This window comes from Alteromonas hispanica (assembly GCF_010500915.1).
Lineage (GTDB): Bacteria > Pseudomonadota > Gammaproteobacteria > Enterobacterales > Alteromonadaceae > Alteromonas > Alteromonas hispanica.
In genome coordinates this window covers 653,469-679,963 of sequence record NZ_JAAAWP010000001.1, presented here as the reverse complement: position 1 = coordinate 679,963, position 26,495 = coordinate 653,469, and the positions used below count along the sequence as shown (strand labels likewise).

At 44.6% G+C, this 26,495-nt stretch carries 25 protein-coding genes and 1 tRNA gene; 13 read left to right on the top strand and 13 right to left on the bottom strand.

What is annotated here, in order from left to right; genetic code table 11:
• Positions 1-118: 118 nt before the first annotated feature.
• The 5 genes from ychF to GTW09_RS02805 form a co-directional block, all read right to left on the bottom strand.
• Complete coding sequence (gene ychF, locus GTW09_RS02825) at positions 119-1,210, bottom strand: redox-regulated ATPase YchF (RefSeq protein ID WP_071979305.1); 1,092 nt, start codon at positions 1,208-1,210, stop codon at positions 119-121.
• Between the two features lie 41 nt (positions 1,211-1,251).
• Entirely contained in the window at positions 1,252-1,833 is a 582-nt protein-coding gene (pth, locus tag GTW09_RS02820) for an aminoacyl-tRNA hydrolase (RefSeq protein ID WP_163109856.1), read from the bottom strand.
• A gap of 5 nt (positions 1,834-1,838) precedes the next feature.
• Entirely contained in the window at positions 1,839-2,471 is a 633-nt protein-coding gene (locus tag GTW09_RS02815) for a 50S ribosomal protein L25/general stress protein Ctc (protein WP_071979303.1), read from the bottom strand.
• A 257-nt stretch (positions 2,472-2,728) separates the two neighbouring features.
• Positions 2,729-3,730 (bottom strand): NADPH-dependent aldehyde reductase Ahr, encoded by a 1,002-nt coding sequence (gene ahr / locus GTW09_RS02810; protein ID WP_163109854.1) that lies wholly within the window; start codon positions 3,728-3,730, stop codon positions 2,729-2,731.
• Between the two features lie 130 nt (positions 3,731-3,860).
• Positions 3,861-4,355: a ribose-phosphate pyrophosphokinase gene (locus tag GTW09_RS02805; protein ID WP_239059251.1), complete on the bottom strand. Its 495-nt coding sequence runs from the start codon at positions 4,353-4,355 to the stop codon at positions 3,861-3,863.
• Between the two features lie 213 nt (positions 4,356-4,568).
• Here GTW09_RS02805 and GTW09_RS02800 point away from each other — a divergent pair, with 213 nt between their 5' ends.
• Together GTW09_RS02800 and GTW09_RS02795 are read left to right on the top strand one after the other, a co-directional pair.
• On the top strand, positions 4,569-5,615 hold the full coding sequence (locus GTW09_RS02800) for an NAD(P)-dependent alcohol dehydrogenase (RefSeq protein ID WP_163109852.1): 1,047 nt from the start codon (positions 4,569-4,571) through the stop codon (positions 5,613-5,615).
• A gap of 231 nt (positions 5,616-5,846) precedes the next feature.
• Positions 5,847-6,578: an alpha/beta fold hydrolase gene (locus tag GTW09_RS02795; protein WP_163109850.1), complete on the top strand. Its 732-nt coding sequence runs from the start codon at positions 5,847-5,849 to the stop codon at positions 6,576-6,578.
• 130 nt (positions 6,579-6,708) lie between these two features.
• Here the strand turns inward: GTW09_RS02795 and GTW09_RS02790 are convergent, their stop codons facing one another.
• The 4 genes from GTW09_RS02790 to lolB form a co-directional block, all read right to left on the bottom strand.
• The gene (locus tag GTW09_RS02790; protein ID WP_163109849.1) at positions 6,709-7,656 is read right to left on the bottom strand and encodes a ribose-phosphate diphosphokinase; all 948 of its coding nucleotides are present in this window, start codon (positions 7,654-7,656) and stop codon (positions 6,709-6,711) included.
• Between the two features lie 34 nt (positions 7,657-7,690).
• Positions 7,691-7,766, bottom strand: a tRNA-Gln gene (locus GTW09_RS02785).
• 32 nt (positions 7,767-7,798) lie between these two features.
• Positions 7,799-8,662, bottom strand: coding sequence for a 4-(cytidine 5'-diphospho)-2-C-methyl-D-erythritol kinase (gene ispE / locus GTW09_RS02780; RefSeq protein WP_163109981.1), 864 nt, complete (start codon positions 8,660-8,662; stop codon positions 7,799-7,801).
• Positions 8,663-8,673: 11 nt separating this feature from the next.
• The gene (lolB, locus tag GTW09_RS02775; RefSeq protein WP_163109847.1) at positions 8,674-9,342 is read right to left on the bottom strand and encodes a lipoprotein insertase outer membrane protein LolB; all 669 of its coding nucleotides are present in this window, start codon (positions 9,340-9,342) and stop codon (positions 8,674-8,676) included.
• A 131-nt stretch (positions 9,343-9,473) separates the two neighbouring features.
• Here lolB and hemA point away from each other — a divergent pair, with 131 nt between their 5' ends.
• From hemA to kdsA, 6 genes are all read left to right on the top strand, one after another.
• Entirely contained in the window at positions 9,474-10,748 is a 1,275-nt protein-coding gene (hemA, locus tag GTW09_RS02770) for a glutamyl-tRNA reductase (protein ID WP_163109845.1), read from the top strand.
• Positions 10,749-10,763: 15 nt separating this feature from the next.
• Positions 10,764-11,849 carry a peptide chain release factor 1 gene (gene prfA, locus GTW09_RS02765; RefSeq protein WP_071979295.1) on the top strand — a complete coding sequence of 362 codons (1,086 nt, stop codon included), beginning with the start codon at positions 10,764-10,766 and terminating at the stop codon, positions 11,847-11,849.
• Position 11,850: 1 nt separating this feature from the next.
• Positions 11,851-12,702, top strand: a complete 852-nt coding sequence (gene prmC, locus GTW09_RS02760; RefSeq protein WP_163109843.1) for a peptide chain release factor N(5)-glutamine methyltransferase — start codon at positions 11,851-11,853, stop codon at positions 12,700-12,702.
• A 91-nt stretch (positions 12,703-12,793) separates the two neighbouring features.
• On the top strand, positions 12,794-14,362 hold the full coding sequence (locus GTW09_RS02755) for a DUF3369 domain-containing protein (RefSeq protein ID WP_071979293.1): 1,569 nt from the start codon (positions 12,794-12,796) through the stop codon (positions 14,360-14,362).
• 14 nt (positions 14,363-14,376) lie between these two features.
• A complete protein-coding gene (locus GTW09_RS02750; RefSeq protein WP_163109841.1) occupies positions 14,377-14,748 on the top strand; it encodes a SirB2 family protein in 372 nt (123 codons plus the stop codon).
• Positions 14,749-14,769: 21 nt separating this feature from the next.
• Positions 14,770-15,624, top strand: coding sequence for a 3-deoxy-8-phosphooctulonate synthase (gene kdsA / locus GTW09_RS02745; protein WP_163109839.1), 855 nt, complete (start codon positions 14,770-14,772; stop codon positions 15,622-15,624).
• Positions 15,625-15,865: 241 nt separating this feature from the next.
• On the opposite strand, the gene GTW09_RS02740 is transcribed toward kdsA, so the two are convergent.
• Positions 15,866-16,144, bottom strand: a complete 279-nt coding sequence (locus GTW09_RS02740) for a hypothetical protein (protein WP_163109837.1) — start codon at positions 16,142-16,144, stop codon at positions 15,866-15,868.
• 217 nt (positions 16,145-16,361) lie between these two features.
• Between GTW09_RS02740 and GTW09_RS02735 the strand changes: the two genes are divergently transcribed.
• From GTW09_RS02735 to fusA, 5 genes are all read left to right on the top strand, one after another.
• Positions 16,362-17,261, top strand: a complete 900-nt coding sequence (locus GTW09_RS02735) for a transcriptional regulator GcvA (protein WP_071979289.1) — start codon at positions 16,362-16,364, stop codon at positions 17,259-17,261.
• Positions 17,254-18,021, top strand: a complete 768-nt coding sequence (locus GTW09_RS02730) for an alpha/beta family hydrolase (protein WP_239059250.1) — start codon at positions 17,254-17,256, stop codon at positions 18,019-18,021. The genes GTW09_RS02735 and GTW09_RS02730 overlap by 8 nt, the downstream gene beginning before the upstream one ends.
• Positions 18,022-18,134: 113 nt before the next feature.
• Positions 18,135-18,596 (top strand): DUF423 domain-containing protein, encoded by a 462-nt coding sequence (locus tag GTW09_RS02725; RefSeq protein WP_338024918.1) that lies wholly within the window; start codon positions 18,135-18,137, stop codon positions 18,594-18,596.
• Positions 18,597-18,603: 7 nt separating this feature from the next.
• Entirely contained in the window at positions 18,604-19,701 is a 1,098-nt protein-coding gene (gene rlmM / locus GTW09_RS02720; protein ID WP_163109833.1) for a 23S rRNA (cytidine(2498)-2'-O)-methyltransferase RlmM, read from the top strand.
• A gap of 182 nt (positions 19,702-19,883) precedes the next feature.
• Entirely contained in the window at positions 19,884-21,968 is a 2,085-nt protein-coding gene (gene fusA / locus GTW09_RS02715) for an elongation factor G (protein WP_163109831.1), read from the top strand.
• Between the two features lie 73 nt (positions 21,969-22,041).
• Here fusA and GTW09_RS02710 read toward each other — a convergent pair whose 3' ends face one another.
• The 3 genes from GTW09_RS02710 to GTW09_RS02700 form a co-directional block, all read right to left on the bottom strand.
• Positions 22,042-24,120: a transglutaminase TgpA family protein gene (locus GTW09_RS02710; RefSeq protein WP_338024913.1), complete on the bottom strand. Its 2,079-nt coding sequence runs from the start codon at positions 24,118-24,120 to the stop codon at positions 22,042-22,044.
• Positions 24,117-25,124 carry a DUF58 domain-containing protein gene (locus tag GTW09_RS02705; RefSeq protein ID WP_163109829.1) on the bottom strand — a complete coding sequence of 336 codons (1,008 nt, stop codon included), beginning with the start codon at positions 25,122-25,124 and terminating at the stop codon, positions 24,117-24,119. Before GTW09_RS02705 ends, GTW09_RS02710 begins: the two co-directional genes overlap by 4 nt.
• A 116-nt stretch (positions 25,125-25,240) precedes the next feature.
• Positions 25,241-26,200: an AAA family ATPase gene (locus GTW09_RS02700; protein ID WP_163109977.1), complete on the bottom strand. Its 960-nt coding sequence runs from the start codon at positions 26,198-26,200 to the stop codon at positions 25,241-25,243.
• Between the last annotated feature and the right edge of the window lie 295 nt (positions 26,201-26,495).

Here is a 26,495-nt window from a genome sequence, read left to right as displayed (position 1 = left end):
AAAGTAACAACAAATAAAAAAGCCACTCGCAAGAGTGGCCTTTCTGTAAATAGGGTATGAACTGTCAATACTTAACAGTAAAGGAGAGAGCTTAAACGTCTCTAACCCCCGTTGCGCTTTACACGTTAAATCTGAAGTGAATAACATCACCGTCTTTAACAATGTACTCTTTACCTTCTAAACGCCATTTACCAGCGTCTTTCGCGCCTTGCTCACCGTTGAATTCGATAAAGTGGTCGTAGCTTACTATTTCAGCTCGAATAAACCCTTTTTCGAAATCAGTATGAATTTTGCCTGCCGCTTGCGGTGCTGTAGACCCTTCTGGGAACGTCCATGCGCGCACTTCTTTTACGCCAGCGGTAAAGTAAGTTTGTAAAGTAAGCAATTCATAACCAGAACGAATTACGCGATTAAGACCCGGCTCTTCAAGCCCCATGTCTTGCATGAATTCTTCACGCTCGTCATCTTCAAGCTCAGCGATATCAGACTCGATCGCAGCACAAACCGCAACAACCGTCGCGTTTTCGCCTTTTGCAATTTCTCGCACTTGATCAAGATACGGATTATTCTCGAAGCCGTCTTCGTTCACATTGGCAATGTACATAGTTGGCTTAAGAGTAAGCATATTCATGTAGCTGATAGCAGCGTGCTCTTCTTTTGTCAGCTCTAATGAGCGCAACAACAAGCCTTCATCTAAATGAGGCTTAATTTTTTCAAGCACTTTCATTTCAAACTTAGCATCAGCGTCGCCACCTTTCGCGCGTTTTGCAACACGGTGAAGCGCTTTTTCTGTTGTCTCTAAGTCTGAAAGTGCCAGCTCTGTATTAATTACGTCAATGTCGTCTTGCGGGCTTACGCGGCCAGCAACGTGAACAATGTTTTCATCGTCAAAGCAGCGCACTACGTGGCCAATGGCGTCAGTTTCGCGAATGTTCGCCAAAAACTTGTTACCAAGGCCTTCACCTTTTGAGGCGCCTTCAACTAACCCTGCAATGTCAACAAATTCCATAGTTGTCGGAATAACACGCTGAGGATTTACAATTTTTGCCAACTTATCCAAGCGAAGGTCTGGAACAGGTACAACGCCAGTGTTTGGTTCAATGGTACAAAACGGGAAGTTTGCCGCCTCTATGCCTGCTTTTGTTAATGCATTAAAAAGTGTTGATTTACCTACGTTGGGTAGGCCAACAATACCGCATTTAAAACCCATGGTATGGATCCTTGTCTGGAAAAGTTATATCTGGCTTACACTCATGCTTTATGAGCATGGAGTCGATTTTGTGCTTGCTTTAGGTCGTCTTTCAGCAATATTTCGGTGCAGCGTACTGCTTCATCAACGGCGCTTTCTATCGCCGCTCTTTCTTCTGCTGAAGGCTTACCAAGTACATGGCCGGTTACGCGGCTTTTGTGCCCCGGATGACCAATGCCAATTCGCAAGCGAAGAAAATTTTTATTATTACCCATTCTTGCCACAATATCGCGCACACCGTTTTGACTAGAGCTTCCGCCAATTTTGTATTTGGCTACGCCAGGTGGAAGGTCGAGTTCGTCAAATGCCACTAAAATTTGCTCAGGTTCAATTCGATAAAAGTTTGCTAATGCAGCAACAGCTTGACCGCTTTTGTTCATAAACGTAGTGGGGTAGAGAAGTCTTATGTCTTTACCTGCTATCGTAATGCGAGCTGTTTTTCCGAAGAACTTAGATTCAGGTTTTAGCGGGGTATTGTAGGTGTCAGCAAGCTGGTTGAGAAACCATTCGCCGGCATTGTGTCGGGTATTTTCATATTCGGGGCCTGGATTACCCAGACCCACGATAAGGCGAATATCAGCCAAGAGGATTATTCCTCAGTAGCTTCTTCTTCACCGTCTTCATCTGCTTCAGCTGCTTTAGGCGCAGGCTTAACAGTTACAACAGCAAGGTCGTGTGCTTCGTCGTCTTTACCAAGCTCAACAGAAGATACACCCGCTGGAAGTGTTAGGTCAGAAAGGTGAACAGTTTGACCCATTTCAACGTTAGCAAGATCTACTTCAATGAACTCAGGAAGAGCTTTAGGCTGACACGTTACTTCAATTTCAGTTACGTGGTGCTCAGCAATACCGCCAGCTTTGATAGCAGCAGACTTGTCTTCGTTAATGAAGTGAATTGGTACGTTAGTGTGAACGTCTTGACCAGCAATTACACGTTGGAAGTCGATGTGTGTAATTTTAGGCTTGTACGGGTGACGCTGCATATCTTTTACTAGTACTTCGGTAGCTTTACCGTCTACGTTCAATGTAAGAACGTGAGAGTAGAACGCTTCAAAGTCAGCAGAATTGTTCACTTTGTTGTGATCAAGAGTAATAGATACCGGTGCTTCTTCACCACCGTAAATGATACCAGGAAGCTTGTCTTCGCGACGTAGGCGGCGGCTCGCACCTTTCCCTAGGTCTGTACGAACAGTAGCGTCTAGGTTAAAAATTGAATCAGACATTATATGTCTCCAAAATAAGTTAATGGTGTGGGCTTTTGCGACCAAAACCCACTGTTAACGTGTTATTGGCAGAGTAAACACCCTATTAAAGCTCACCATAATAGAGAGCAATGCGAGGTTTAAACACCATTAATTCACGGCCCCAATTTTTAAGGGCGGCGAATTCTACCACCACGCTGTTAAACTTACAATTACCGCGGTCGTAAAAAAGCGCCGTAGAAGGCGCTTGTTTAGCACTAGGAAACCAGTTACCAGAACTATCTTGTTAGCACAATGCGATAATGTGCTTTCCCCTCGCGCAACCGCTCAACGGCTTCATTTATCTGGTCGAACTTAAAGGTTTCTGTGACTGGCTCAATATTATGTTGCTCAGCAAAGTCCAGCATGGTTTTTATTGTGGCAGGGCTGCCAACCGGCGAGCCTGAAACACTTTTCTGTCCACCAATTAAGTTGAACGCACCAATATCAAGAGGCTCAAGTGTAGCGCCAACAAAGTGCAGCCTACCTTTTGGTGCAAGAGTCGATAAATACAGATTCCAGTCCAGCTTTACATTTACTGTTGAAATGATGAGGTCGAAACGGCCTTCTGCTTGCTTTATTTCATCTTCATCGCGACTGTTTATGGTGTCGTGAGCGCCAAGCTCGTGGGCTTCTTTTTTCTTCGACTCGCTAGAGGTAAAAGCAACCACCTTACAGCCCCAAGCGTTCAAAAATTGCAATGCCAAGTGACCTAGACCGCCAATACCCACCACGCCTACTTCAGATGTTGGCTTGATATCGAACTGAACTAGTGGATTGAAAACGGTGATGCCGCCGCAAAATAGTGGACCTGCTTTTGTGCTATCCAATTTTTCAGGCAATGGCACTACGGCGCGAGCCTGAGCACGCACTTTTTCAGCAAAGCCACCATGGCGACCGCCAATAGTCATAGAGGCTTGCTGGCATAAATTATGGTCGCCTTCTTCACACGTACGACAGCTATTGCAATAACCTGCATGCCAACCAAGACCGACGCGCTGGCCAATTTGTAGCGACGTAACATGAGCGCCTACTTTGCTGATGGTGCCGACCACTTCGTGCCCAGGCACAAATGGATACTCTGTAATTCCCCATTCATTATCTAGCATGCTTAGGTCGCTGTGGCAGATACCGCAACTCTCTACGTCAATTTCGACATCGTGTGCGTCCAGTTCGCCGGGGTCATATTCAAACTTTTCTAACTTCCCACCAGCTTCTTTTGCTGCGTATGCATTAATCATTGCGCTCTTCCTTTATCGTTGCTGTTAACTTAAATCAATTTTAATAACACGAATTCGTAAAAGAATAATTACGCGTATTTTTGCAATACGATCAATGCTGTTGGCAATGTGATTGACTTAGAAAACACTGTTAGTGGGTGTTTGTTCCATCAATAACTTTACTGGCGTCGAGTACTTTTACGCTTTGTACTTCCAACACAGTACCAAACTGAGTAATTGTCATCATTTGAGGCTTGGTTATGCCCTCAATCTCAACCACTAAGCCATTTTTTTGGTAAGTTTTATCTAAGCCATGCAGGGTAAAACGATCGCCTTTCTCTGTAATAAAAGCAAAGAATCCGCCTTCAAGCTCTTTGTAAATAATACTTCCTTTTAAGGTTACGTTATCTTTGATATTGACCTCTTTTGCTTCTGCTTGCGTTACTGGTTCAGCAGCCAATTCTGTTGGTGCATCTTTTCTTGCTTCCATTTTTTCAATGGTCGCTTTGTTTTCATCGTATAGTTCTTGGTTAGAAACCGTAGACTCAACGTTTTCGTCGTCCTCTGTACACGCAGAGAGGCCGAACACTGTCGCTATGGCAATAAGCATTACTTGCGCTTTAGATTTAACTATCGGGTTTTTCATTTCTACGTCCTTTGTTTTTGTTTTCTAAAAGAATACATGCACTTCTCATAGCACGTAAACTTCTTTTCAACGTATACACCATGACGATGTGACAATAAGGGTATATGCTAATTTGTCACTTAAGTACATTTAATCAAATCGCTTTGCGATAAAGCGTAGAGCAATTTCAAATTGAAATGCTTAACATTATTATTAATGAACAAAGAGGTTTATATGAAAACAATTGGCTATGCAGCGCATTCTTCAGACGCCCACATGGAACCGTATCACTTCGAGCGTAGAGCATTGCGCGATAACGACGTGGCCATTGAAATCCTCTACAGCGGAGTGTGTCATTCTGATTTGCATACCGTAAATGGAGATTGGGGTCCTCAGCCCTATCCACTAGTTCCGGGTCATGAAATTGTAGGAAAAGTGATTGATGTGGGCTCGCAAGTTAGTGATTACAGCGTTGGTGACCATGTTGCAGTAGGTTGTATGGTTGATAGCTGTCAAAGTTGTGACCAGTGCGAAAAAAGCGAAGAGCAATACTGCCGTAACGGCATGACGCCGACTTACGGCTCTCCCGATCGCATTTCTGGCGAAACCACACAAGGCGGCTACTCTAAGCACATCGTTGTTCGTCAAGAATTTGTATTGCGAGTGCCTGAAGCTCTAGATCTATCAAAGGCAGCGCCAATTTTGTGTGCCGGTATTACTACGTATTCGCCGTTGAAAACCTGGGATATTAAAGAAGGAAGTCGAGTGGGTGTAATCGGCATGGGCGGCCTTGGTCATATGGCGGTAAAATTAGCCGTAGCCATGGGGGCAGACGTTACCGTTATTTCTCGCTCTAGCTCTAAAGAGAAAGAAGCGAAAGCGAGTGGTGCAAATGATATTTTGGTTTCCACTGATAAAAAGGCAATGAAAGATTCTGCCTGTGCCTTCGACTTAATAATCGACACAGTTCCTGTAAAGCACTCGGTGGACCAATACACACCGCTGTTAGATATTGATGGTACCTTGGTCATCGTTGGTCAAATTGGGCCAATGGACGAATCGATGACAGCGCCTCTCGTTCTTGGACGTCGTCGCGTAGCGGGTTCTCTTATTGGCGGAATCAAAGAGACGCAAGAAGTATTAGATTTTTGTGCAGAGCACGGCATCCACCCGGAATGTAAAGTGATTAACGCCGACCAAGTGAATGAAGCCTTTGATCATTTAAGAGCCGGTGACGTGGCCCATCGCTTTGTTATTGATATGGCAAGCTTGTCTGTGTAACACGCCCTAGACGTTCGCAGTTATGTAACGGTGGCTTAGCTTAATAATTAGCTATGCGTTTTATTGGCTAGGCCTTCTATTGGCTGCGCTTTCTATTGAATAAGTAAGCCGCTTCATATCTTCGGGCGATTTTTGAATGAATAGCTTTTCAGGGTTGTGACGCTAAGTCGCCGCCCTGTAATTGATAGAGCGCGGTTAAAAGTCGCGAGAGTAGTGAAAAGGAGTTGAGTTGTGACGCTTGTTTTTGTGCACGGTTCTGGTTGTACCCATCACGTATGGTCTTATCAAACGTCTTTCTTTAATAACAGCATTGCTCTCGATCTTCCCGGGCATCCTAACGGAAATGCACTCACTGACATTGAAGCTATGTCGCAGTGGCTACTATCTGTGCTTGAAGAGCGCAATTTGCATAATGTGGTGCTCGTGGGTCACTCTCTAGGTAGCGCAGTTGTATTAAAAGCCGCTTTAGATACCGCCACCTCTAAAACCGAAAGTCATCGGGTGGCAACTTCCGAGAACAGCAGAATAAAGGGCCTAGTATTAATTGGCGCTGGCGCGAAATTAAAAGTTATGCCGCAGTTTTTAGATGCACTGACGAGTGTGGTAGAAAAGGGTGAGGAGTTCCCCGGCTTTTTATTGGCACCAAACCAAACACTGGCTGAGCCACTTAGAACTGAGGTGAATACGGCCATGGTGAAAAATGGCGCAGCCGTTACGCTTACCGACTTTTTAATATGCAATAGTTTCGACGTTATGGGCTCATTGCATAAGGTTTCTTTGCCTGTTCAGCTTATTGTGGGCAGTGAAGATGTAATGACCCCCGTTAAATATTCGCATTATTTAAACGAACAGCTTCCAAACGCGAGCCTAAATATCATTGATGATGGTACGCATATGGTATTTGCCGAGCAGCCAGATATCGTCAATCAATGTATAGAACGCTTTATCGCAAACCTTGATTGATATAATGCCCAGTTTTAGGCAGCAAAGAAGCTCATACAAAAAAAGCGAGCTCGTGCTCGCTTTTTTATAATGCTTTTGTGCGATACTTTTTCGAGCATCTCAAACCAGTATCTTTTACGGATATCCGATTTTAATATTCAAACATCGCTGAGATAGACTCTTCGTTACTGATACGGCGAATAGTTTCCGCAAGCATTTCAGACAACGTAAGCTGTTTTACTTTCCCCATTTTGCGCATTTCTGGGCTTAGTGGGATAGAGTCTGTCACTACAATTTCATCGATAACAGAATCGCGTAAGTTTGTTACTGCGTTTCCTGAGAAGATGGCGTGCGTGGCATAGGCGTAAACTTTTCTTGCGCCGTGTGCTTTTAGCGCTTCTGCTGCTTTTGCGAGCGTACCGCCAGTATCAATCATGTCGTCCACAATAATACAGTCGCGGTCTTTAACATCACCAATAATGTTCATTACTTGCGCTACGTTCGCTTTAGGGCGACGTTTGTCAATAATGGCTAAGTCGGTATCGTTAAGCAGTTTCGCTGTTGCACGGGCTCTTACCACACCGCCAATGTCGGGTGATACGACAACAGGATCGGCAAAGTCTCGTCTTACCATATCTGCAAGCAAAATTGGTGTACCGAACGCATTATCAACCGGTACATCAAAGAAACCTTGAATTTGCTCAGCGTGAAGGTCAATCGTAAGAACACGATCTACTCCCACGTTTGACAAGAAATCTGCCACAACTTTTGCAGTGATAGGTACTCTTGCTGAACGAACTCGACGGTCTTGACGAGCGTAACCGAAGTAAGGAATGACCGCAGTAATACGACCTGCCGATGCGCGGCGAAATGCGTCGATCATCACAATCAGTTCCATTAGGTTATCGTTGGTAGGGGCACACGTAGACTGGATAATAAAAACGTCCGAACCACGGACGTTTTCATGAATTTCTACGCTTATCTCACCGTCACTGAAACGGCCTACTTTGGCATTTCCAAGTTTGGTGTAGAGACGGTCGGCGACTTTCTGGGCAAGTTCTGGTACGGCATTACCTGCAAAGAGCTTCATATCTGGCACAAGTGATTTCCTCAGTGCGTTGATAAAAGAGATTTGGCTGGGGTAGCAGGACTCGAACCTACGCATAGCGGGATCAAAACCCGCTGCCTTACCAACTTGGCTATACCCCAATTTTTAAGTTCTGTCCGATGTGGCGTTCACGCTATTTATATTGTTCTTTTTTGTTTAATAGTGGTGAGCTATTTACACCTTTTGCAACAAAACCCTGCCACGCATTTGGCAATAATGCTAATACATGTTCTGCTGAAGCTTTGTCGGAAAAAATGGCAAATACGCATGCACCTGTGCCCGTCATTCTCGACGGTGCGTAGTGTAACAACCACTGTAATAATTTTGCAACTTCGGGATGGCAATTAGCGACTAATTGCTGACAATCATTGCGTGTTTCTTCAAATATGTAGTCTTTCCACTGAATAGGGGGTGTGTTTCTAGGTAAATCTTTGGCTTGAAATACTTCTGCTGTGCTTACGTGTACACCAGGGTTTGCAACTAAATACCACTTTTCTTGTTGCTCGGCTGGTGTGATATTTTCCCCTACGCCTCCTGCAAAAGCGGTTTTGCCCCGAACAAAAATGGGCACGTCTGCGCCAAGTGCTAAACCAAGGTCAGCCAGTTGATCTTCACTAAGCCCTGTTTTCCACAGTAAATTAAGCGCCACTAATGTTGTGGCTGCGTTCGACGAACCCCCGCCGATACCGCCTCCCATAGGTAAGCGCTTATTGAGGGATATTGTGACACCTAACGGCGAATTTGCTTCCTTTGCCAGTAGTTTGGCCGCTTTTACAATAAGGTTATCTTCATCCCTGACGCCCTCAAGTTGGCTAGCCATGGTTATTTTTCCATCATTAGTAATGTCGAAAGCCAACTCGTCGCCGTAATCTAACATCTGAAAAAGGCTTTGAAGCTGATGGTATCCATTATCTAAGCGACCAAGTATATGCAGAAATACGTTGAGCTTGGCGGGGGATGGCCACCAGTCTTTTTTTAGTGAGTTAGCGTTTGGCATAGGTTCACTCATTACAACGTTGTCCATTTATATATTTTTATTTTTAATTGAGTTTGCGGCGTCAGTGATGCGTTAGGTTGTGTGTTTGATGAGTTCTGTTCTTGTGTGAACGCCTGCTGCATCGGCAATTGAGTTAGCGTAATGCTGTGGGGTAGCCATACACTGCTGTCTACTTTGCCGTATTGGCCGTAGCGTACTGTCCAATTGCTGCAGCCATTACATCCGCTTTGTAAAGTATCAACAAGGCCTTTATCGGTTAACGTAAAAGTATCGTCTTTAAGAGGAAGTCCTTTTACCCATGAGAGCAGCGGTGCCACAGGGATGATAATGCCAGTGGTGTTGTAAATTAGCGATTCTGGTTCTGCATCGTAATAAGTTTCACCATCCACCACTAATGTAGATTGTTCACTGGTTACATTTAAGTCAACCATGCTTACGCCGAGAAAATTACTTAATCTAAAATCAAAATCGCCTGAATCGTTTTTCCAGACTAGATTTAGACTTACCGCTTCGTTTCCTTGCTTAAATGCAATTTTGCCGCGCATTTGCCAGCGCTGAATTTCGGCTACCTTTTCAAGCTGTGCGGTGAGGTTTACTGCGTGCTGTGGGCCTTTTGGTGCGGTGCTACAAGCACTTAAAAATACTCCGGTGAGAAGAATTACGGTAATGACACGCAGCATAATGTAAATAATTTCCTTGATGGGTTGGGCGAAAACATCGCACATATTATGTGAACACAGTTTCACGAATACTTTCAATCATTTTGGCTTTTTCGTACAATGCGCGTCCGACGTTGCCAGCACAGATTTGAATGACTTTACTTGCCCTTGGCATTAACCACAAGACAGCCCCCGTAGCGCTTCGCGAAAAAGTGGCTTTTACACCAGATTCTCTGGTGGCTGCGCTTGCGAGTTTGAAAAGTGTTGAGGGTGTAAACGAGTCAGTGATCGTCTCTACCTGCAATCGAACCGAACTCTATGTTAATACGCAAGATGACACCGGAGAAAAAATTCTGCGGTGGTTAAGCGACTTCCACCATCTTGATGAGCAAGAGATTGCGAAAAATAGTTATCTTCTTGCGCAGGATGACGCGGTTAAGCATATAATGCGGGTAGCCAGTGGTTTAGACTCGTTAATTCTTGGCGAGCCGCAAATATTGGGTCAGGTAAAACAGGCGTTTGGTGATGCCAAACATTCTGGCATGATAAGCAGCGAATTCGACAAACTGTTCCAGCACACTTTTTCAGTAGCAAAACGCGTTCGCAGCGAAACCGATATTGGTGTTAACGCGGTAAGCGTAGCTTACGCTGCCGTGCAGCTGGCAAAACATATTTTTGCTGAGCTACCCAAACGCTCTGTGTTGTTGGTTGGTGCTGGCGAGACTATAGAGTTAGTGGCACAGCATTTAAAAGAGCAGGGCGTTAAACGCCTTGCTGTAGCAAACCGCACGGTAGCAAGGGCAGAAGCACTTGCCGAAAAACTCGATGCAAGTGTGTACACACTGTCTCAAGTTCCAGAACACCTGCACGAATTTGATATCGTTATTAGCTCTACAGCCAGCCAGTTACCATTAATCGGTAAAGGCATGGTAGAAAAAGCACTAAAGCAGCGTAAAAATACGCCTATGTTTTTGGTCGACCTTGCCGTTCCCCGTGATATCGAGTCGGAAGTTAACGAGCTAGGCGATGCGTACTTGTACACTGTTGATGACCTACAGCACATTGTTCAAAAGAACTTAGAGAACAGAGAGCAAGCGGCGTTAGAGGCGCAAAAGTTGATTGACGAGCAGGCCAGCCATTACATGAGTTGGAAGCAATCTCAGCAATCAATAGATTTGGTCAAGCAATACAGACAGAAGGGCATGCTTCACCGCGATGATATAGTGGAAAAAGCAAAAGCCCAGCTAGAAGAAGGCAAAAGCGCAGACCTTGTTATCGAGGAAATGGCGTACAAGCTAACCAATGCGCTGTTACATCCCACCACGCTTGCGCTTCGCGAAGCGGCAAGACACGACGACCCGGCATTGAGTCGCTGGATGGGACAGGCATTAGATTTATCTGATGATCCATCAGATGAAAATAAATAAGGTAATAAAAAGAATATGAAAGAGTCGGTGGTTAGAAAACTCGAACATCTTGTTGAGCGTTTCGAAGAGGTTCAGGCTTTACTTGGCGATCCTGACGTTATCGGCAATCAGGATAAATTTCGCAATTTATCAAAAGAATTCAGTCAACTTGAAGGCGTTGTCGATGGCTTTAATGCTTATCAGCAAGCGCAAGAAAACCTTTCATCAGCACAAGAAATGATGAATGAAGACGACGCCGAAATGCGCGAGATGGCCCAAGAAGAGTATAAAGAGGCCAAATCTGAAATAGAACGTCTTGAAACAGACCTTCAGTTATTACTTCTTCCTAAAGATCCGAACGATGATAATAACTGCTTTTTGGAAGTTCGTGCTGGCGCAGGTGGCGATGAGGCGGCTATTTTTGCTGGCGACTTGTTCCGCATGTACAGCCGATATGCCGAAAATAAAGGCTGGCGTGTAGAAGTGATAAACGCCAATGAAGGCGAACACGGCGGCTATAAAGAAGTGGTCGCTAACATTAGCGGTGACGGTGTGTATGGAAACCTTAAATTTGAATCTGGCGGTCATCGCGTACAGCGTGTGCCAGAAACAGAATCTCAGGGCCGTATTCATACCTCCGCGTGTACGGTAGCCATTTTACCTGAAATTCCAGAGTCTGAAGCAATTGAGATTAACCCTGCCGACTTACGCATAGATACGTTTAGAGCCTCAGGTGCTGGTGGTCAGCACGTTAACAAAACCGACTCTGCTATTCGTATTACGCACTTGCCTACCGGCCTGGTGGTAGAGTGTCAGGACGAGCGTTCTCAGCATAAAAATCGTGCTAAAGCTATGTCTGTGCTGCAAGCGCGTTTAAATCAGATAGAAGAAGAGAAACGCGCAGCAGAAGAAGCGTCTACTCGTAAGAGTTTGGTAGGGAGCGGCGATCGTTCTGAGCGTATAAGGACTTACAATTTCCCTCAGGGGCGAGTGACCGATCATCGCATTAACCTAACGATTTACCGCTTAGATGAAGTGGTAGCAGGTGATTTAAATCAGCTAATTAACCCTATTTTGCAGGAGCATCAAGCCGACTTGCTCGCGTCTTTGTCTGACGAATAGTATGCGCATTGATGATGCCCTTGTATGGGCAGCAAAAGAGCTAGAGGGTGGTGAGTCACCCTCTGTTGACGCTAAAGTGCTGTTAGCCAATGTTATTGGCAAAGATGCCACCTACCTGTTTACTTGGCCAGATAAAACTCTCGAACCACAAGCTTTAGAGAGATTTAAACAGGCGATAGAGCGAAGACGTCTTGGTGAGCCGGTAGCCTATATAACGGGAAAACGAGACTTCTGGACGTTAACTCTTGCTACTTCGCCTCATACACTCATACCGCGTCCAGATACCGAGGTGTTGGTTGAGCAAGTGCTTAATCGATTGCCTCAAAGTAATAAAGGTAATGGCGCTCGCTTCTCCATTTGTGACTTGGGCACGGGAACGGGAGCCATTGCGTTAGCGCTAGCCACGGAACTTCCGCAAGCCTCTGTAACCGGTATTGATTTCAAGCAAGAGGCCGTTGAACTTGCCACACACAACGCGTCAGTCAACCGCATAAGCAACGCCACATTTATTCAGAGCGATTGGTTTGCTGCACTCAATAATATGCAGTTTGATGTAATCGTGTCTAACCCGCCATATATTGAAGACTCCAGCACTTACCTAAAACAAGGTGACGTTCAATTTGAGCCTAAAACAGCGCTTATATCCGGAGAAGATGGCTTGCGTGACATCAGGCATATTATTAACAAATCGCAGTCGTATCTCGCCGCCGGTGGTCTCATTGCTTTTGAGCACGGCTTTAATCAGGGAGAGTCGGTGAGAACGCTACTACTTAAAGCAGGCTTTACTGATGTTGAAACAGTCAAAGATTACGGTGGAAACGATCGAGTGACCTTGGGTTTTCTTCCAATCTAGCACCGCGTTAACCGCCATGCTGTCAGGGCACTTGCTAATATTGTGATATGCATTAGTATCTTGGTTAAAAAATAAAAAGGACATTTACCCAATGAGTGACGACTTTCTTTTTGCTGAGGATGACGACGATAGTAGCGGTGAGAATCTTGGTAGCTGGAAGATACTTATCGTCGACGACGAGCCCGAAGTTCACACAGTAACTCGTCTTGCATTGAATGACTTTATTCTTAATGGTAAATCACTCGAATTTATAAGCGCTTACAGCGGCGAAGAAGCAAAGGCTATGTTTAGAAAGCATAGCGATATCGCTGTTGTGTTACTCGATGTAGTGATGGAAACCGACGACGCTGGTCTTCAGGTTGCGAATTACATCAGAAACGAATTAGACAATCATTTTACCCGCATTATTCTGCGCACAGGTCAGCCCGGCCAGGCCCCCGAAAAAGACGTCATTATAAACTACGATATCAACGATTATAAATCTAAGACCGAGCTAACAGCGCAAAAGCTTTTTACCGTTATGATTGCTGCGTTACGTTCATATCGCGACATCATTGTAATTGAAGAAAACAGAGCCGGTTTAGAAAAGATCATTGATGCATCGGTAGATCTCTTTTCATCTCATTCGTTAGAAAAATTTATGCAGGGCATTATTCAGCAGCTTGCGTCTATATTGGGTTGTTCTAAGGATGCGGCCTACATCACTACAGCTGTGGCAACCACATCGCGTACACTTGATGTGGATAATGGCAAAATTGATGAAGACGAGCTTTATGTGTTTGCAGGTAACGGAGAGTATTCCTCGAAAGAGGGGCTACCACTTAAAAGTGCAATAACAGATGAAGAGTACGCCCTTTGCGAACAAGCGATGAAAGAAAAGCAAATTGTGTATGCCGACGACCATGTGGTTGCCTATTGCAATAGTAAGTCGCACAAAGGCGCGCTTTTGTATCTTTCTGGTTTGCCTCGCCGTTTGTGTGAAAACGATAAACACTTAGTGAAGCGATTTTCAAACAGCGTTCAACTTGCCTTCGATAACGTGTTAAAGACACTAGATTTGGAGGGCACGCAACGAGAAATTATTGAGCGCCTAGGCCACGCTCTAGAGCACGAATCTGGTGATTCAAACCACATTAAGCGAATGGCAGAAATGGCAGGTTTGATGGCACAAAAATTAGCGCTGCCTGAGCAAGAAATTGATACTTTCAAATTGGCCATATCCTTACATGACATAGGAACATCTCAGGTACCTAAATCTATATTGCACAAAAGTACGCCGTTATCCGACGATGAGATTTTTGCGATTCGTCAGCACGCGGAGTTTGGCTACCAAATATTAAAAGACTCTTCTCGACCTACTATTCAGCTAGCTGCTACCCTTGCGCGCCAGCATCATGAGCGATGGGACGGCGATGGATACCCAGAAGGCTTAAAAGGCGAGGAGATAGATCAAAAAAGTCGTATTGCGACACTGCTAGATGTTTTCGATGCCTTACTTAACGAGCGTCCTTATAAGCCAGCATGGAGCGTGGAAAAGGTTGTAAACACGCTAGAAGAGGAAAGCGGACGCCATTTTGATCCCAAACTGGTGTCTCGATTACTTAAACATTTACCCGCGTTTTTAGAGATACAAGCGCAGTACCCCAACAAAAATCAATAATAGGAACGCAAATTATGTACATGATGGCAAAACATCTTCATTTAACGGCAGTTGTGCTAAGTATTCTTTTCTTTATCTTTCGTTTTGTGTGGGCACAATTCGATGCCACAGTATTAGCAAAAAAATGGATAAAAATATTACCTCATATTATCGACACCATACTGTTGGGAAGTGCGCTTTGGCTATGCGTTATTTTGTCGCAATACCCCTTTGTTAACGCTTGGCTCACCTTTAAGTTATTCGGTGTTATTTTGTATATCGTATTTGGGTTGTTTGCACTGAAAAAAGCGAAGACGGCTGCGGGTCGCTGGGGTTTCTTCGTTGCTGCATTAGCCGTACTCATGGCAACGGCCATGGTAGCCGTGACAAAGCAACCGCTTTTCTAGAAATTAATATTGGAAGTAAAAATGTCTGTATCTAAGCAAGTGATAAGTGTTGGCAATGTAGAAGTGGCTAACCATCTACCGTTTGTTCTCTTTGGTGGCATGAACGTGTTGGAGTCGAGAGACTTGGCAATGCAAATAGCCGAGCACTATGCTGAGGTGACGCAAAAACTGAATATCCCTTACGTGTTCAAAGCGTCCTTCGATAAAGCCAATCGCTCTTCCGTGACTTCTTATCGAGGGCCTGGCATGGAAGAAGGCCTGCGTATATTTGAAGAAATAAAATCTACTTTTAACGTTCCCCTCATCACTGATGTTCACGAGCCGCATCAGGCAGCACCCGTTGCTGAGGTAGTCGATGTTATTCAACTTCCCGCATTTTTAGCCCGTCAAACTGACCTTGTTGTAGCAATGGCGAAAACGGGAAATGTGATTAACGTGAAAAAGCCGCAGTTTTTAGCGCCTCATGAGATGCGTCATATCATTGGTAAACTTAACGAGGCCGGTAACGATAAGGTTATCCTTTGTGAGCGAGGAAGCAGCTTTGGCTACAACAACCTGGTGGTTGATATGTTGGGCATGGATGCGATGAAAGCCTACGCACCGGTAATTTTCGACGCTACTCACGCGCTGCAAATGCCTGGCGGTCGTGCAACGTCTGCAGACGGTCGTCGAGTACAGGCTGCTCAATTGGCAAGAAGTGGGATGGCGTTAGGTTTAGGAGGATTGTTCATTGAAGCACATCCAAACCCTGATGAAGCGAAGTGTGATGGACCTTGCGCATTACCGCTGTCAAAACTGGAGCCTTACTTAGCGCAAATGAAAGCCTTAGATGATTTAGTGAAAGGGTTCGCAGAGCTTGATACCAGTAATACCTAGTACAGATGTACCTTTGTTATAGCTAGCAGCCAACAAGATGTCTTGTAGCAAGATTGCACTTAGTGAGATGAAACTTAGTGAGATGAAACTTAGCGAGACGGCATTTAACCGGGTGATTTGTAAATAATTGATATTCAGCGCCGTGGTTACTCGTTGTCTACAGCGAGAATAGCTTAAAAGTGAGTGCTGATGGCGTATGCCGGTGTCAGACACCGGCATGCGGATCAGGTGTGATGAGGAATTATTCGCCCGCTTTTTCTACCAGGCTCTCTTCACGTTGGGTCTTTGCTAACAAGTTTTTGTGTAGCGAGATTTGAGTCTCTTCAGTCAATATTGCCGTTGACTGTTTCTTAACAACAATGCGTGCATCGTTAGCCGGTAATACTTCAGCCATTTTTACATTCGTCATAGCGGTATTGATTAGCGACGCAAGATTGATCTTTTCTGGTTGTACGTTAGCATTTGCAGCGGCGCTTACAAACGCCATAACTGATACACTAGCAACAAGTAATTTTTTCATTTTCACACCTAATAAAAATAATTAAATAAAATGTGTTCAATTGTTAACGCGGTTAACAATTAAGCATCATAAAATACTGAAATTAAAAGTTCTTTTTTAATTTCGGGTGAATTGTAGACAGTTTGGGCGTAAAGTGAAAACGAGTAAAAGTATGGCTTGCCATTAGTAAATCTAATGTTATTGTCATGATCAGGTCACATTGGATTAAGAAAACGCTATGCATCGACGTTTACCCCCGCTAAATGCGCTAAAAGCCTTTGAGGCAGCAGCTCGACACCTTAGCTTTACTAAGGCGGCGGAAGAGCTTTTTGTGACCCAAGCAGCGGTTAGCCACCAAATAAAAGCACTTGAAGAATACTTATCAATGAAATTATTTCTCAGGCGCAATCGAACCCTGCTGCTCACCGAAGAAGGGCAGGCTTATTTTCTTGAACTAAAAGAAATTTTTAAGCACCTGCAAGATGCCACCGAGCGTTTGTTAGCAAAAGGTAGCAAAGGCGCTATAACGGTAGCCATGCCGCCAAGCTTCGCCAGTCAGTGGCTGGTACCCCGCATCAATAAGTTCAGCATTGCCCACCCAGATATTGATGTTCGTATTAAAGCAGTAGATTTTGATGAAGGATTTTTAGCTGACGATGTCGATGTAGCCATTTACTACGGCAAGGGGCGTTGGACAGGCTTGCAAGCCGATCAGCTACACAGAGAGTTTTTAACACCCTTGTGCTCGCCCATGTTATTTCAAGGGCCTAAGCCATTATCTACGTTATCTGACCTGCGCCATCATGTTCTGCTTCACGATATGAGCAGAGCCGCGTGGAAAAATTGGCTGAAACATGTCGATGTATTAGGCGTAAATGTTAATCAAGGTCCCGTATTTAGCCACTCTATGCTAGTGCTACAAGCGGCAGCTCTTGGCCAAGGGATCGCGTTAGGTAACACTATTCTGGCGCGACCAGAAATTGAAGCCGGGCGGTTAGTCATGCCCTTTGAAGAGCGGGTGGAAAGTAAAGATGCGTTCTATCTGGTGTGTGAGGAATCTCAGGCTGAATTGGGCAAAATTGCCGCTTTTAGAGAGTGGATCCTCGCGTTAGTTGAAGAAGAGCAAGACAATGTTTGATATTGAAATAAAAAGAGCAGCTTCGCCTTTTTCACGCCTGTTTTTAGCCCATGGGGCAGGAGCCGGTAAGGAGCATGAGTTTATGCAGTCGATGTCGCTGCATCTCACAAACCTTGGTATTGATGTTGTACTGTTTAACTTTGCTTATATGCAAACGATAAAAGCTACCGGTAAGCGCCGTCCGCCAGACAAAGCAGATAAATTGCTTCAGCATTTCACAGACGTAATTTGCGACGTTAACGCAAAAGAGCCTCTGCTACCTTCGTTCATTGGCGGTAAGTCAATGGGCGGGCGTATGGCAACCATGTTGTTGAGCGAAGCAACTGCATATCAGCAACATCAGTCCAATGAACCTTCCGTTGAGCAATGTGAGTATTTAGCTGGTATCTACGGCGCTATCGCTCTTGGCTATCCGTTTCACCCTCCTGGAAAACCAGAAAAAACGCGCACAGCGCATTTAGAAACACTCGCCAAGCCGCTGCTTGTTATACAGGGAGAGCGTGATACTTTCGGCACTAAAGCAGATATCAGTACATATTCACTGTCTTCATCGATAGAGGTGAAGTATTTGCCCGATGGCGATCATAGCTTTAAACCAAGGAAAGCGAGTGGATATACTCAAGAGTCTCATATTCAAACCGCGGCAGAAGCTACAGCTGAATTTATAAAAGCAGTAATGAATGAGCGAAAAAGCGTTATAGAAGAGACCGGTTTGGATAAGAAATCGCACGCTCAGAATTCATCTGGTGAGGGGTTGTAATGAAAAGCGATACAAAAAGCTATACGAAAAGCCACACGAAAAGTCACACGAAAAAAGAAACGAAGAGCCAGACTGACACCGTTAATGAGAACACCTGCGAAGATACAAAAAGTATTGCGAAAGTCTATTTAGTTATTGGAGCACTTGCGGCTGGGTTAGCCGTGGTATTAGGCGCATTTGCTGCGCATGGCCTCAAAGCTGTGCTGTCCGCACAGCAATTAGCCACATTCGAAATTGGCGTTCGGTATCAAATGTATCACGGTCTAGCACTCTTGTGTTTACCAGCCCTGTCCACAGTAATAGCGTCGAAATGGGCAAATCGTGTGGGTTTTTGTTTTACAGTTGGCTGCGTACTATTTAGTGGTAGCTTGTATGCCCTTGCCATCACAGGAATTAAATGGTTTGGACCTATCACGCCGTTAGGTGGCACATTTTTCATCGTTGGCTGGATGCTACTTACTGTTGCCTTAGTAAGGTCTAAAGCTAGTAAAAATGCGCAGGAGAACCTAGGGCAAACAGTATCGCCAGAGCAAATCGCTGATTCTGAGCAACAAAATGTAAGTCAATTTAAATGAGTCAAAAATGAGTCAAACTAGTGTAATAGCCTATTGTCGCCCAGGGTATGAGAACGATGCTGCAAACGAGCTAACCACGCGCTATGGCGAGGTAAGTATATATGGATATCCGGTCTCAAAGAAAAATAGCGGGTTCGTGTTATATCATCTCTATGATGCGCAGCAGCTCAGTAACGCCATTGCCGAGTTCGCCGTTAGGGATACTATTTTTCCTCGTCAATTAATTGCTGCTTTTGCGACCTTAGCGAATATCGAAAAAGAAGATCGCGTGGGCCAAATTCTTGAGTGTCTGAAAGATGTTGAAAAACCCTTGTCTATCTTTGGAGCCATTGATATTGAATATCCTGATACCGAAGAAGGGAAAACATTAGCCAAGTTTTGCAAAAAGTTTACTGTGCCCATGCGCCAAGCTCTTCGCAAAGCAGGTTGGCTTACTGCAAAGGAAAATACCGGCAAAGCAAAAATTCATATTTTCTTTGAGTCCTTCGAGACATGCCACATTGGCTATTCGTTACCCACTCATGCAAGCAAAGACCATCTGGGAATATGCAGACTTAAATTTCCCAGCGACTCACCAAGTCGCTCAACCTTAAAACTAGAAGATGCTCTGGTTAATATGTTGAGCTCTCAAGAGCAAACAAAAGTGCTTCGCAGCGGCGGGAGAGCGGTAGACCTGGGCGCCTGCCCTGGTGGTTGGACTTATCAGCTGGTAAAACGAGGTATGTATGTAGAGGCCATTGATAACGGATTGGTAGCCGACTCACTCATGCAAACAGGTCTTGTAGAACATCACGCCGCTGACGGCTTTACATATAAACCACAATTTGGTCGCGTCGATTTATTAGTCTGTGATATGATAGAGCAACCCGATAGGGTAGCAAAGTTAATGGGCGATTGGCTGGTAAAACACTGGGCAACGCATGCTATCTTTAACCTAAAGCTCCCTATGAAACGGCGCTTTGAAACAGTGGAAGACGCTGTAGCGCTGCTAAAGACGCGATTACACGCATTGGAAGATGCGTTTTCGGTCAAGGTGAGGCATCTCTACCACGACAGAGATGAAGTAACAGTAACAATTATTCGCACTTCAAAACATGAGGTGTAATTTTGTTATTTTAAAAAAAGTGTCAAAAATGAATAAGTTTTTGATATTTATAGAAAAGAATTAATCGGGGCTTGGTTTTGTACAGTCGATTTATCGGTTTGTGCTAAAAAAGGTGTAAATTTGGTACAGAAATCCTTATAATCCAGCCGTTTTTTTACTCTGAACCAATTGAAAGTGAACTAATGTCAGACTTATCTCATTACAGAAACATTGGTATTTTCGCCCACGTAGACGCGGGTAAAACTACCACAACAGAACGTATTTTGAAGCTAACCGGTAAAATCCATAAAACTGGTGAGGTTCACGATGGTGAATCTACTACCGACTTCATGGAACAAGAAGCTGAGCGTGGTATTACCATCCAGTCTGCAGCGGTAAGCTGTTTCTGGAAAGACCACCGTTTCAACGTTATCGATACTCCTGGACACGTTGACTTCACCGTTGAAGTTTACCGTTCACTAAAAGTACTTGATGGCGGTATCGGTGTATTCTGTGGTTCTGGTGGTGTTGAACCACAATCAGAAACTAACTGGCGTTATGCTAACGAATCAGAAGTTGCACGTATCATTTTCGTGAACAAATTAGACCGTATGGGTGCTGATTTCTATCGCGTGAAAGAGCAAGTTCGTAAAGTGCTAGGCGCTACACCTCTTGTTATGACATTACCTATCGGTATTGAAGACGAATTCGTTGGTGTTGTAGACGTACTTAACAAGCAAGCATACGTTTGGGATGACACAGGTCTTCCTGAAAACTACGAAATTAAAGAAGTTCCAGAAGACATGGTTGACTTGGTAGAAGAATACTACGAGCAACTAATCGAAACTGCTGTAGAGCAAGACGATGACCTTATGGAAGCGTACATGGAAGGTGAAGAACCTTCTGTTGAAGACATCAAGCGTTGTATCCGTAAAGGTACTCGCGACCTTGCATTCTTCCCAACATACTGTGGTTCTGCATTTAAGAACAAAGGTGTTCAGCTAGTACTAGACGCCGTTGTTGATTACTTACCTGCGCCTACAGAAGTCGATCCACAGCCTCTAATGGACGAAGAAGGTAACGAAACTGGCGAACACGCTATCGTATCTCCTGATGAAACGTTTAAAGCTCTTGCGTTTAAAATCATGGATGACCGTTTCGGTGCCCTGACATTCGTACGTATTTACTCTGGTAAACTTAAGAAGGGTGACACCATCCTTAACTCGTTTACTGGTAAAACAGAGCGTGTTGGCCGTATGGTTGAGATGCAAGCTGATGAGCGTATTGAATTAGAAAGTGCCCAAGCCGGTGACATCATCGCAATCGTGGGTATGAAGAACGTTCAAACTGGTCACACACTTTGTGATCCGAAAGACAAAGTAACGCTAGAGCCAATGGTATTTCCAACTCCAGTAATCTCAATTGCTGTACAGCCTAAAGATAAAGGCGGTAATGAGAAGATGGGTATTGCTATCGGTAAGATGGTTGCTGAAGATCCGTCGTTCCAAGTAGAAACTGACGAAGATTCTGGTGAGACTATCCTTAAAGGGATGGGTGAACTTCACCTAGACATTAAAGTGGACATTCTTAAGCGTACTTACGGTGTTGACCTTATCGTTGGTCAGCCTCAGGTTGCTTACCGTGAAACTATCACGCAACAAGTTGAAGATAGCTACACGCACAAGAAGCAATCAGGTGGTTCTGGTCAATTTGGTAAAATTGACTATCGTATCAAGCCTGGTGAGCAAGGTTCAGGCTTCACGTTCAAGTCAACAGTTGTTGGTGGTAACGTACCAAAAGAATTCTGGCCTGCAGTAGAGAAAGGCTTCAAGTCAATGATGGACGAAGGTGTTCTAGCTGGATTCCCAGTACTTGACGTTGAAGTTGAACTTTACGACGGTGGTTTCCACGCAGTAGATTCATCTGCAATCGCATTTGAAATCGCAGCGAAAGGCGCATTCCGTCAGTCTATTCCTAAAGCAGGTGCACAACTTCTTGAGCCAATCATGAAAGTTGACGTGTTTACTCCTGAAGATCACGTTGGTGACGTAATCGGTGACCTTAACCGTCGTCGTGGTATGCTAAGTGACCAAGAAGCAGGTTTAACAGGCGTTCGCATTAAAGCAGACGTACCGCTTTCAGAAATGTTTGGTTACATCGGTTCACTACGTACAATGACATCAGGTCGTGGTCAGTTCTCTATGGAATTCAGCCACTATGCACCATGTCCACAGAACGTATCTGACAAAGTAATTGAAGAAGCGAAAGCACGCAAAGCTGCTAAGTAATTAGCAACTTGCTTCCACCGCTTTAGCGGTGGTTTCAATAGTATTTAAAGCCAGTCTTCACAGACTGGCTTTTTTATTGGCGAAGAGATTTTTTCAAGGCGCGGTTATGGTGTTTCATCTTTAACGTAACCTTGGCTTTATCGTCACCAATACCTTCACGGCTGTAACTACTCTCGATAAAGAGCAACGTCATTTCACTTAGGATCTTTTGAGTATTTTCATTTAAATGCGAAGAGACCTTGTTGAGATATTCCCGAGGGCTTAAATATTGCCTTTCAACGCCGCTATGTTTTTCAATGGCTGACAAAGCGTTAAGATAAATACGGTGATACTTAGGCAGGGTAGACTGGCGCTGGATAGGAAAGAAATACACCAGCAATATAACGCCTACAATGCTCAAGGTAGCCAGAAATACTGCGGTCATTTTCTTTGTCGTGATTTGGCCTAATAAGTCTTCAAGTAAGTCTTTTTGCTTGTTTGCATCGAATCCTAAAATCCACTTACTCCATTGATAATCCATCTGCCGCATCCAGTTTTGCAGCGTAGTAAATAGTGCTCCTTCCCGCAAATCACCTAACAGTCCGTCGGTACGCTTTTCACCAAATTCAGCTAAAGCCTGCTCAATGCCATACTGCAAACGCGAAGGCGCTACCATGCTGGTGGGGTCGTAGCGCACCCAGGTATCGTCTATTAATGCTTCCACCCACGCATGCGCGTCGTATTGTCTTACTTGCAATACGTTATCGTCTAGTTGCTCACCCCCCTGATAACCTGTCACCATTCGAGCTGGCACACCGCCTGCTCGCAGTGCAAACGTCATAGCACTGGCGTAATGAGCACAAAATCCGGCTTTTTCTTCAAATATAAATCTATCGATAGGGTCTACCGGCATTGCGTTAGGCTCTAGCGTGTAGGTAAAACCCTGTTGTTTGAAGTAGTTCATTATGGCTGAAGCTAAACCCCTGGGCGTTGGGTTCGCTTGTTTAAGGCTGCTTACCCACTGGCGAGTTTCTTGGTTAGACGTTGCTGGCAATAAGCTATTCAACTGCCGCTCAAATTCGCCTACCGGGTTGGTTACCGGCGCATTGGGTAGGTAATCGAAGTAAAACGACTTTTTGCTCATAAGTGGCGTCGATGTCCGGAGCGTGTAGTCGAACTGCGCATTAACCGTAATGTTATTTTTTCCATTATTGGGCGCGGATAACTCCAGAGCAAACAGCCAGTTTTGCTTTGTGGGTTCAACAATCATTTCATAGCTTTTTGTCTCGCTTATACCGCTTTCATCGCTTTCTTCATTTTCGGCAGTATTGGCAAGAAGTAAAAGAGGAGGCGTACGCCGCATAGTTGCAAGCTGTCTTTCCGCCTGCTTGCGTTTCTGACCTATTGACCATGTTTTGCCATTAAAGTCTTCCATAACCAGGGCACGCCAGTAGCGCTGTTGAGGCTCTGGAACGGCGCTCGCTGATGGAAAAGTGGCAGTGAACGCGAGTTCTGATGATTTTGCCAGTGACGCTATGTCTCCGGGTGTTACTGTGTCTGACAGTCCCGTTTGCTGAGACTTGGACGTGGGCATTTGCCACAGCGGCGGCAGTTGGGGCATCACCAAAAACAGTAATGCAGCAATGGGAATAGACTGAATAACCAAAGTGCCTACAAATTTAGCGCTACTTTTAAGCGGAGTTACCGGGCCATGGTAATAGGCGAGGGAGAGCAATAAAAATAGCAAAACTCCAAGATACCCTAGCCATGCAATAACACTGAGCGCAGAAATAAAGCCGCAGCCAATAAGAAAGAGGCTGGTACAAAAAAGAAGGTGGAAGTCTCGTTTGCTATCTAGCAGCATCAGTTTAAGGGCAAATGCGATAGCCAGCAGATTAATCATGCTGTTAAGCAAGCCTATTGAAAAGCCAAACCATGTCAGCGCAAACAAGGATAACACTGCGAGCAAGTTAACGGTGCGAGCATTGGGCAAATGACTGCTCTTTTCAAAAGAGACAGTGCGAACAACAATGGCGCACAATCCCAGTATGATCACCCATATCATCAACTCTTCGGTTAGTGTGAGTAGCAACACACCGTACGCAATAGCCAGCATGAAGTAAGAAATAGGCTGGTGAGATGATAGCGCCGAAGGCTTTAAAAGCGCTATCACGATGACGCTGCCTCTGCTGAGAAGGCGTCATTTGGATAGGTGCGCTGTGGTAAATTCAGAAGTGACAGTGCTTTTAAGCATTGGTGAGTATGGCTGTCTCCATAATGGGGGCTAATATCGATAGAGCGATACTGCAAGCCAAACTGATTACCATTTTTACTCTGCTCAATAACATGATGGGTGAGAATACTGATAGCCCGCTCAACGTCTATTTGGTTATCTACAGAAAGATAATATTTTTCGTTAATAGGATCTGAAAACTGTTTAACTACCCAGTCACCGCTTTTAGCAACTTGCTTCCAGACCACCCGGTTGAGCGGCTCTCCTGCTTTATAGTCACTCAGGCTATGAAAGTCTGTACTGCTATGGCTAGAGGTTGTTGTATCGTTTTTACTTTGCTCCGACTCATCAAAAGGTAAGGCGACTTGTATTGCCTCATCTTGCAGTGGTTGAGGGTAAACCAATATATCTGCATCAAAGTCGAGATGTGTCCAGCATTTAAACAAACCCAGTGGAAAATCGCAGGCAAGGGTAAGTCTAGGTAGTGGATATTTACCCCTTTTGCTTCTTTTAATGGGTACTGAGAGCCGCTGTTGAGATTTTTCTTCGGCGTTAAGAATAAAAGACACTTGCTCTTTTGTGTCAAACCACCTTGCAACTAAATTACCTTTGCACGGTTTGTCTTGCTGCGCGTGATGCTTAATGACCGCAAGCTGAAATGTACCTGTTTGATGGCAATGAAAAGGGGCTATTGGCTGGGATTTTACCGCCAAGCGGGCAAAGTTTTGATGAGTGTAAAATAGCGTAAGAAGCATCACACTCAGTAAAATATAGCTCAGCAATACCATAAGATTGTTTTGATAATTCGTGCCCAATAAAAACAGACAAAGCGCCATAATAATAAACGACCAGCCAAAGCCAGTGGGTAATACAAAAATGGAATTCAAGGTAAGGCTGTGCTGTGAGGCTGGCGGAATTCGCTTATCTAACCATCTTGAAAGCATTGTTGATAAGATTGCTTTCCTACGATGAGAAAGCCGTGCTCTTATACTCGTATTTTGCTTTTGCTTGAATTCGTGCTTCGCCGCGTTAGACACCGTTATTAACCTTACTCACCTTATTAAGCCGCCAGAGGATCGATGCTTTCAAGCAGTTTTTTACTGAGCGTTTCGCCAGCAGACTCTCTCGCGTAAGTGCTGTTATCAAAACCAGTGCCTTGATGCTGTGATGATGACGTTAGTCTGTGAGCGGTAATGGCCGTAAATACCGCTTGCACATCATCTGGGGTGGCAAACGCCTTGTTGGAAATAAAGGCCCAGGCTTTTGCTCCTTGCAAAAGCGCTCTACTGGCTCGTGGCGAGAGCGGGTTGGGGTAAGCGCTGTTACTTCTACTTTCATTAACCAGCATCAAAATGTAATTGATAAGCGCATCACTGGCGTGCACGTCATCAACGCTTTTTTGAAGCGCCGTAAGACTCCCTTCATCTAATATCTGTGAAAGTGCGGTTGAGGCATTAGATTGTTTCAGCATAGCTTTTTCGGCATCCCACTCTGGGTAACCTAACGATATACGCATGAAAAACCTGTCGAGCTGAGATTCTGGCAGCGGATATGTGCCCGACTGAGAACTTGGGTTTTGAGTCGCTATAACGAAAAAAGGCGAGGGCAGAGAGTGAGTCGTGCCATCTATACTGACCTGGCGCTCTTCCATAGCTTCAAGTAAGGCACTCTGGGTTTTAGGACTTGCTCTGTTTAGCTCGTCGGCCAGCACCACTTGACTAAAAATAGGGCCGTGGCGAAAAGTAAATTGTTTATCGGTATCGGCCTCGCCAGTGTGGAAAATATTAACACCCAGCATGTCGGAAGGAAGCAAGTCTGAAGTGAACTGAATGCGCGAATATTGTAACCCGAATACTTGGGAAAGCGCATGAGATAGGGTGGTTTTCCCCATGCCTGGTAAATCCTCAATAAGCAGGTGGCCGTTTGAGAGCAAACAGGTAAGCGCCAGCTTGAGTTGGTGCTGTTTGCCAATTATTTTTTCACCTAAAGCCTGTAAAATTTCTTCAATATCTAAACGCATTGCATTATCACTTAAGGTTAATTGTTGTGGATTGCCTGCTTCATCAAACATGCTTGAATTAAAGCACATAATTGCAGCTATTATTTACTGTTACGCGCCTGCCTTCATTAAAGCGCAATAGTGCTGTTGTAGCTTCTTATTACTTTTTGGGGCGCTTTGTTGTCGTTGCATTCGCATAAATGAACCAGAATTGTTTTTTAGTTCAGTCTATTAAAAGCTGCACAACTTAATTCTAGCAATGTCGGCATGGTAGATTCTGCTGTACTTTAATACCCAAGTATATTTGCTCATTACT

What these genes read in the sequence shown, in the direction of transcription:
- ispE (WP_163109981.1), bottom strand. Translation starts at nt 8,662, where the DNA reads ATGCCAAACGCTAACTCACTAAAAAAAGACTGGTGGCCATCCCCCGCC.
- GTW09_RS02700 (WP_163109977.1), bottom strand. Translation starts at nt 26,200, where the DNA reads ATGCGTTTAGATATTGAAGAAATTTTACAGGCTTTAGGTGAAAAAATA.
- GTW09_RS02815 (WP_071979303.1), bottom strand. Translation starts at nt 2,471, where the DNA reads ATGTCTGATTCAATTTTTAACCTAGACGCTACTGTTCGTACAGACCTA.
- GTW09_RS02740 (WP_163109837.1), bottom strand. Translation starts at nt 16,144, where the DNA reads ATGAAAAAATTACTTGTTGCTAGTGTATCAGTTATGGCGTTTGTAAGC.
- rlmM (WP_163109833.1), top strand. Translation starts at nt 18,604, where the DNA reads ATGAGTCAAACTAGTGTAATAGCCTATTGTCGCCCAGGGTATGAGAAC.
- hemA (WP_163109845.1), top strand. Translation starts at nt 9,474, where the DNA reads ATGACTTTACTTGCCCTTGGCATTAACCACAAGACAGCCCCCGTAGCG.
- lolB (WP_163109847.1), bottom strand. Translation starts at nt 9,342, where the DNA reads ATGCTGCGTGTCATTACCGTAATTCTTCTCACCGGAGTATTTTTAAGT.
- ahr (WP_163109854.1), bottom strand. Translation starts at nt 3,730, where the DNA reads ATGATTAATGCATACGCAGCAAAAGAAGCTGGTGGGAAGTTAGAAAAG.
- GTW09_RS02735 (WP_071979289.1), top strand. Translation starts at nt 16,362, where the DNA reads ATGCATCGACGTTTACCCCCGCTAAATGCGCTAAAAGCCTTTGAGGCA.
- prmC (WP_163109843.1), top strand. Translation starts at nt 11,851, where the DNA reads ATGCGCATTGATGATGCCCTTGTATGGGCAGCAAAAGAGCTAGAGGGT.
- fusA (WP_163109831.1), top strand. Translation starts at nt 19,884, where the DNA reads ATGTCAGACTTATCTCATTACAGAAACATTGGTATTTTCGCCCACGTA.
- GTW09_RS02805 (WP_239059251.1), bottom strand. Translation starts at nt 4,355, where the DNA reads ATGAAAAACCCGATAGTTAAATCTAAAGCGCAAGTAATGCTTATTGCC.
- kdsA (WP_163109839.1), top strand. Translation starts at nt 14,770, where the DNA reads ATGTCTGTATCTAAGCAAGTGATAAGTGTTGGCAATGTAGAAGTGGCT.
- GTW09_RS02730 (WP_239059250.1), top strand. Translation starts at nt 17,254, where the DNA reads ATGTTTGATATTGAAATAAAAAGAGCAGCTTCGCCTTTTTCACGCCTG.
- GTW09_RS02705 (WP_163109829.1), bottom strand. Translation starts at nt 25,124, where the DNA reads ATGCTTTCAAGATGGTTAGATAAGCGAATTCCGCCAGCCTCACAGCAC.
- ychF (WP_071979305.1), bottom strand. Translation starts at nt 1,210, where the DNA reads ATGGGTTTTAAATGCGGTATTGTTGGCCTACCCAACGTAGGTAAATCA.
- prfA (WP_071979295.1), top strand. Translation starts at nt 10,764, where the DNA reads ATGAAAGAGTCGGTGGTTAGAAAACTCGAACATCTTGTTGAGCGTTTC.
- GTW09_RS02750 (WP_163109841.1), top strand. Translation starts at nt 14,377, where the DNA reads ATGTACATGATGGCAAAACATCTTCATTTAACGGCAGTTGTGCTAAGT.
- GTW09_RS02755 (WP_071979293.1), top strand. Translation starts at nt 12,794, where the DNA reads ATGAGTGACGACTTTCTTTTTGCTGAGGATGACGACGATAGTAGCGGT.
- GTW09_RS02800 (WP_163109852.1), top strand. Translation starts at nt 4,569, where the DNA reads ATGAAAACAATTGGCTATGCAGCGCATTCTTCAGACGCCCACATGGAA.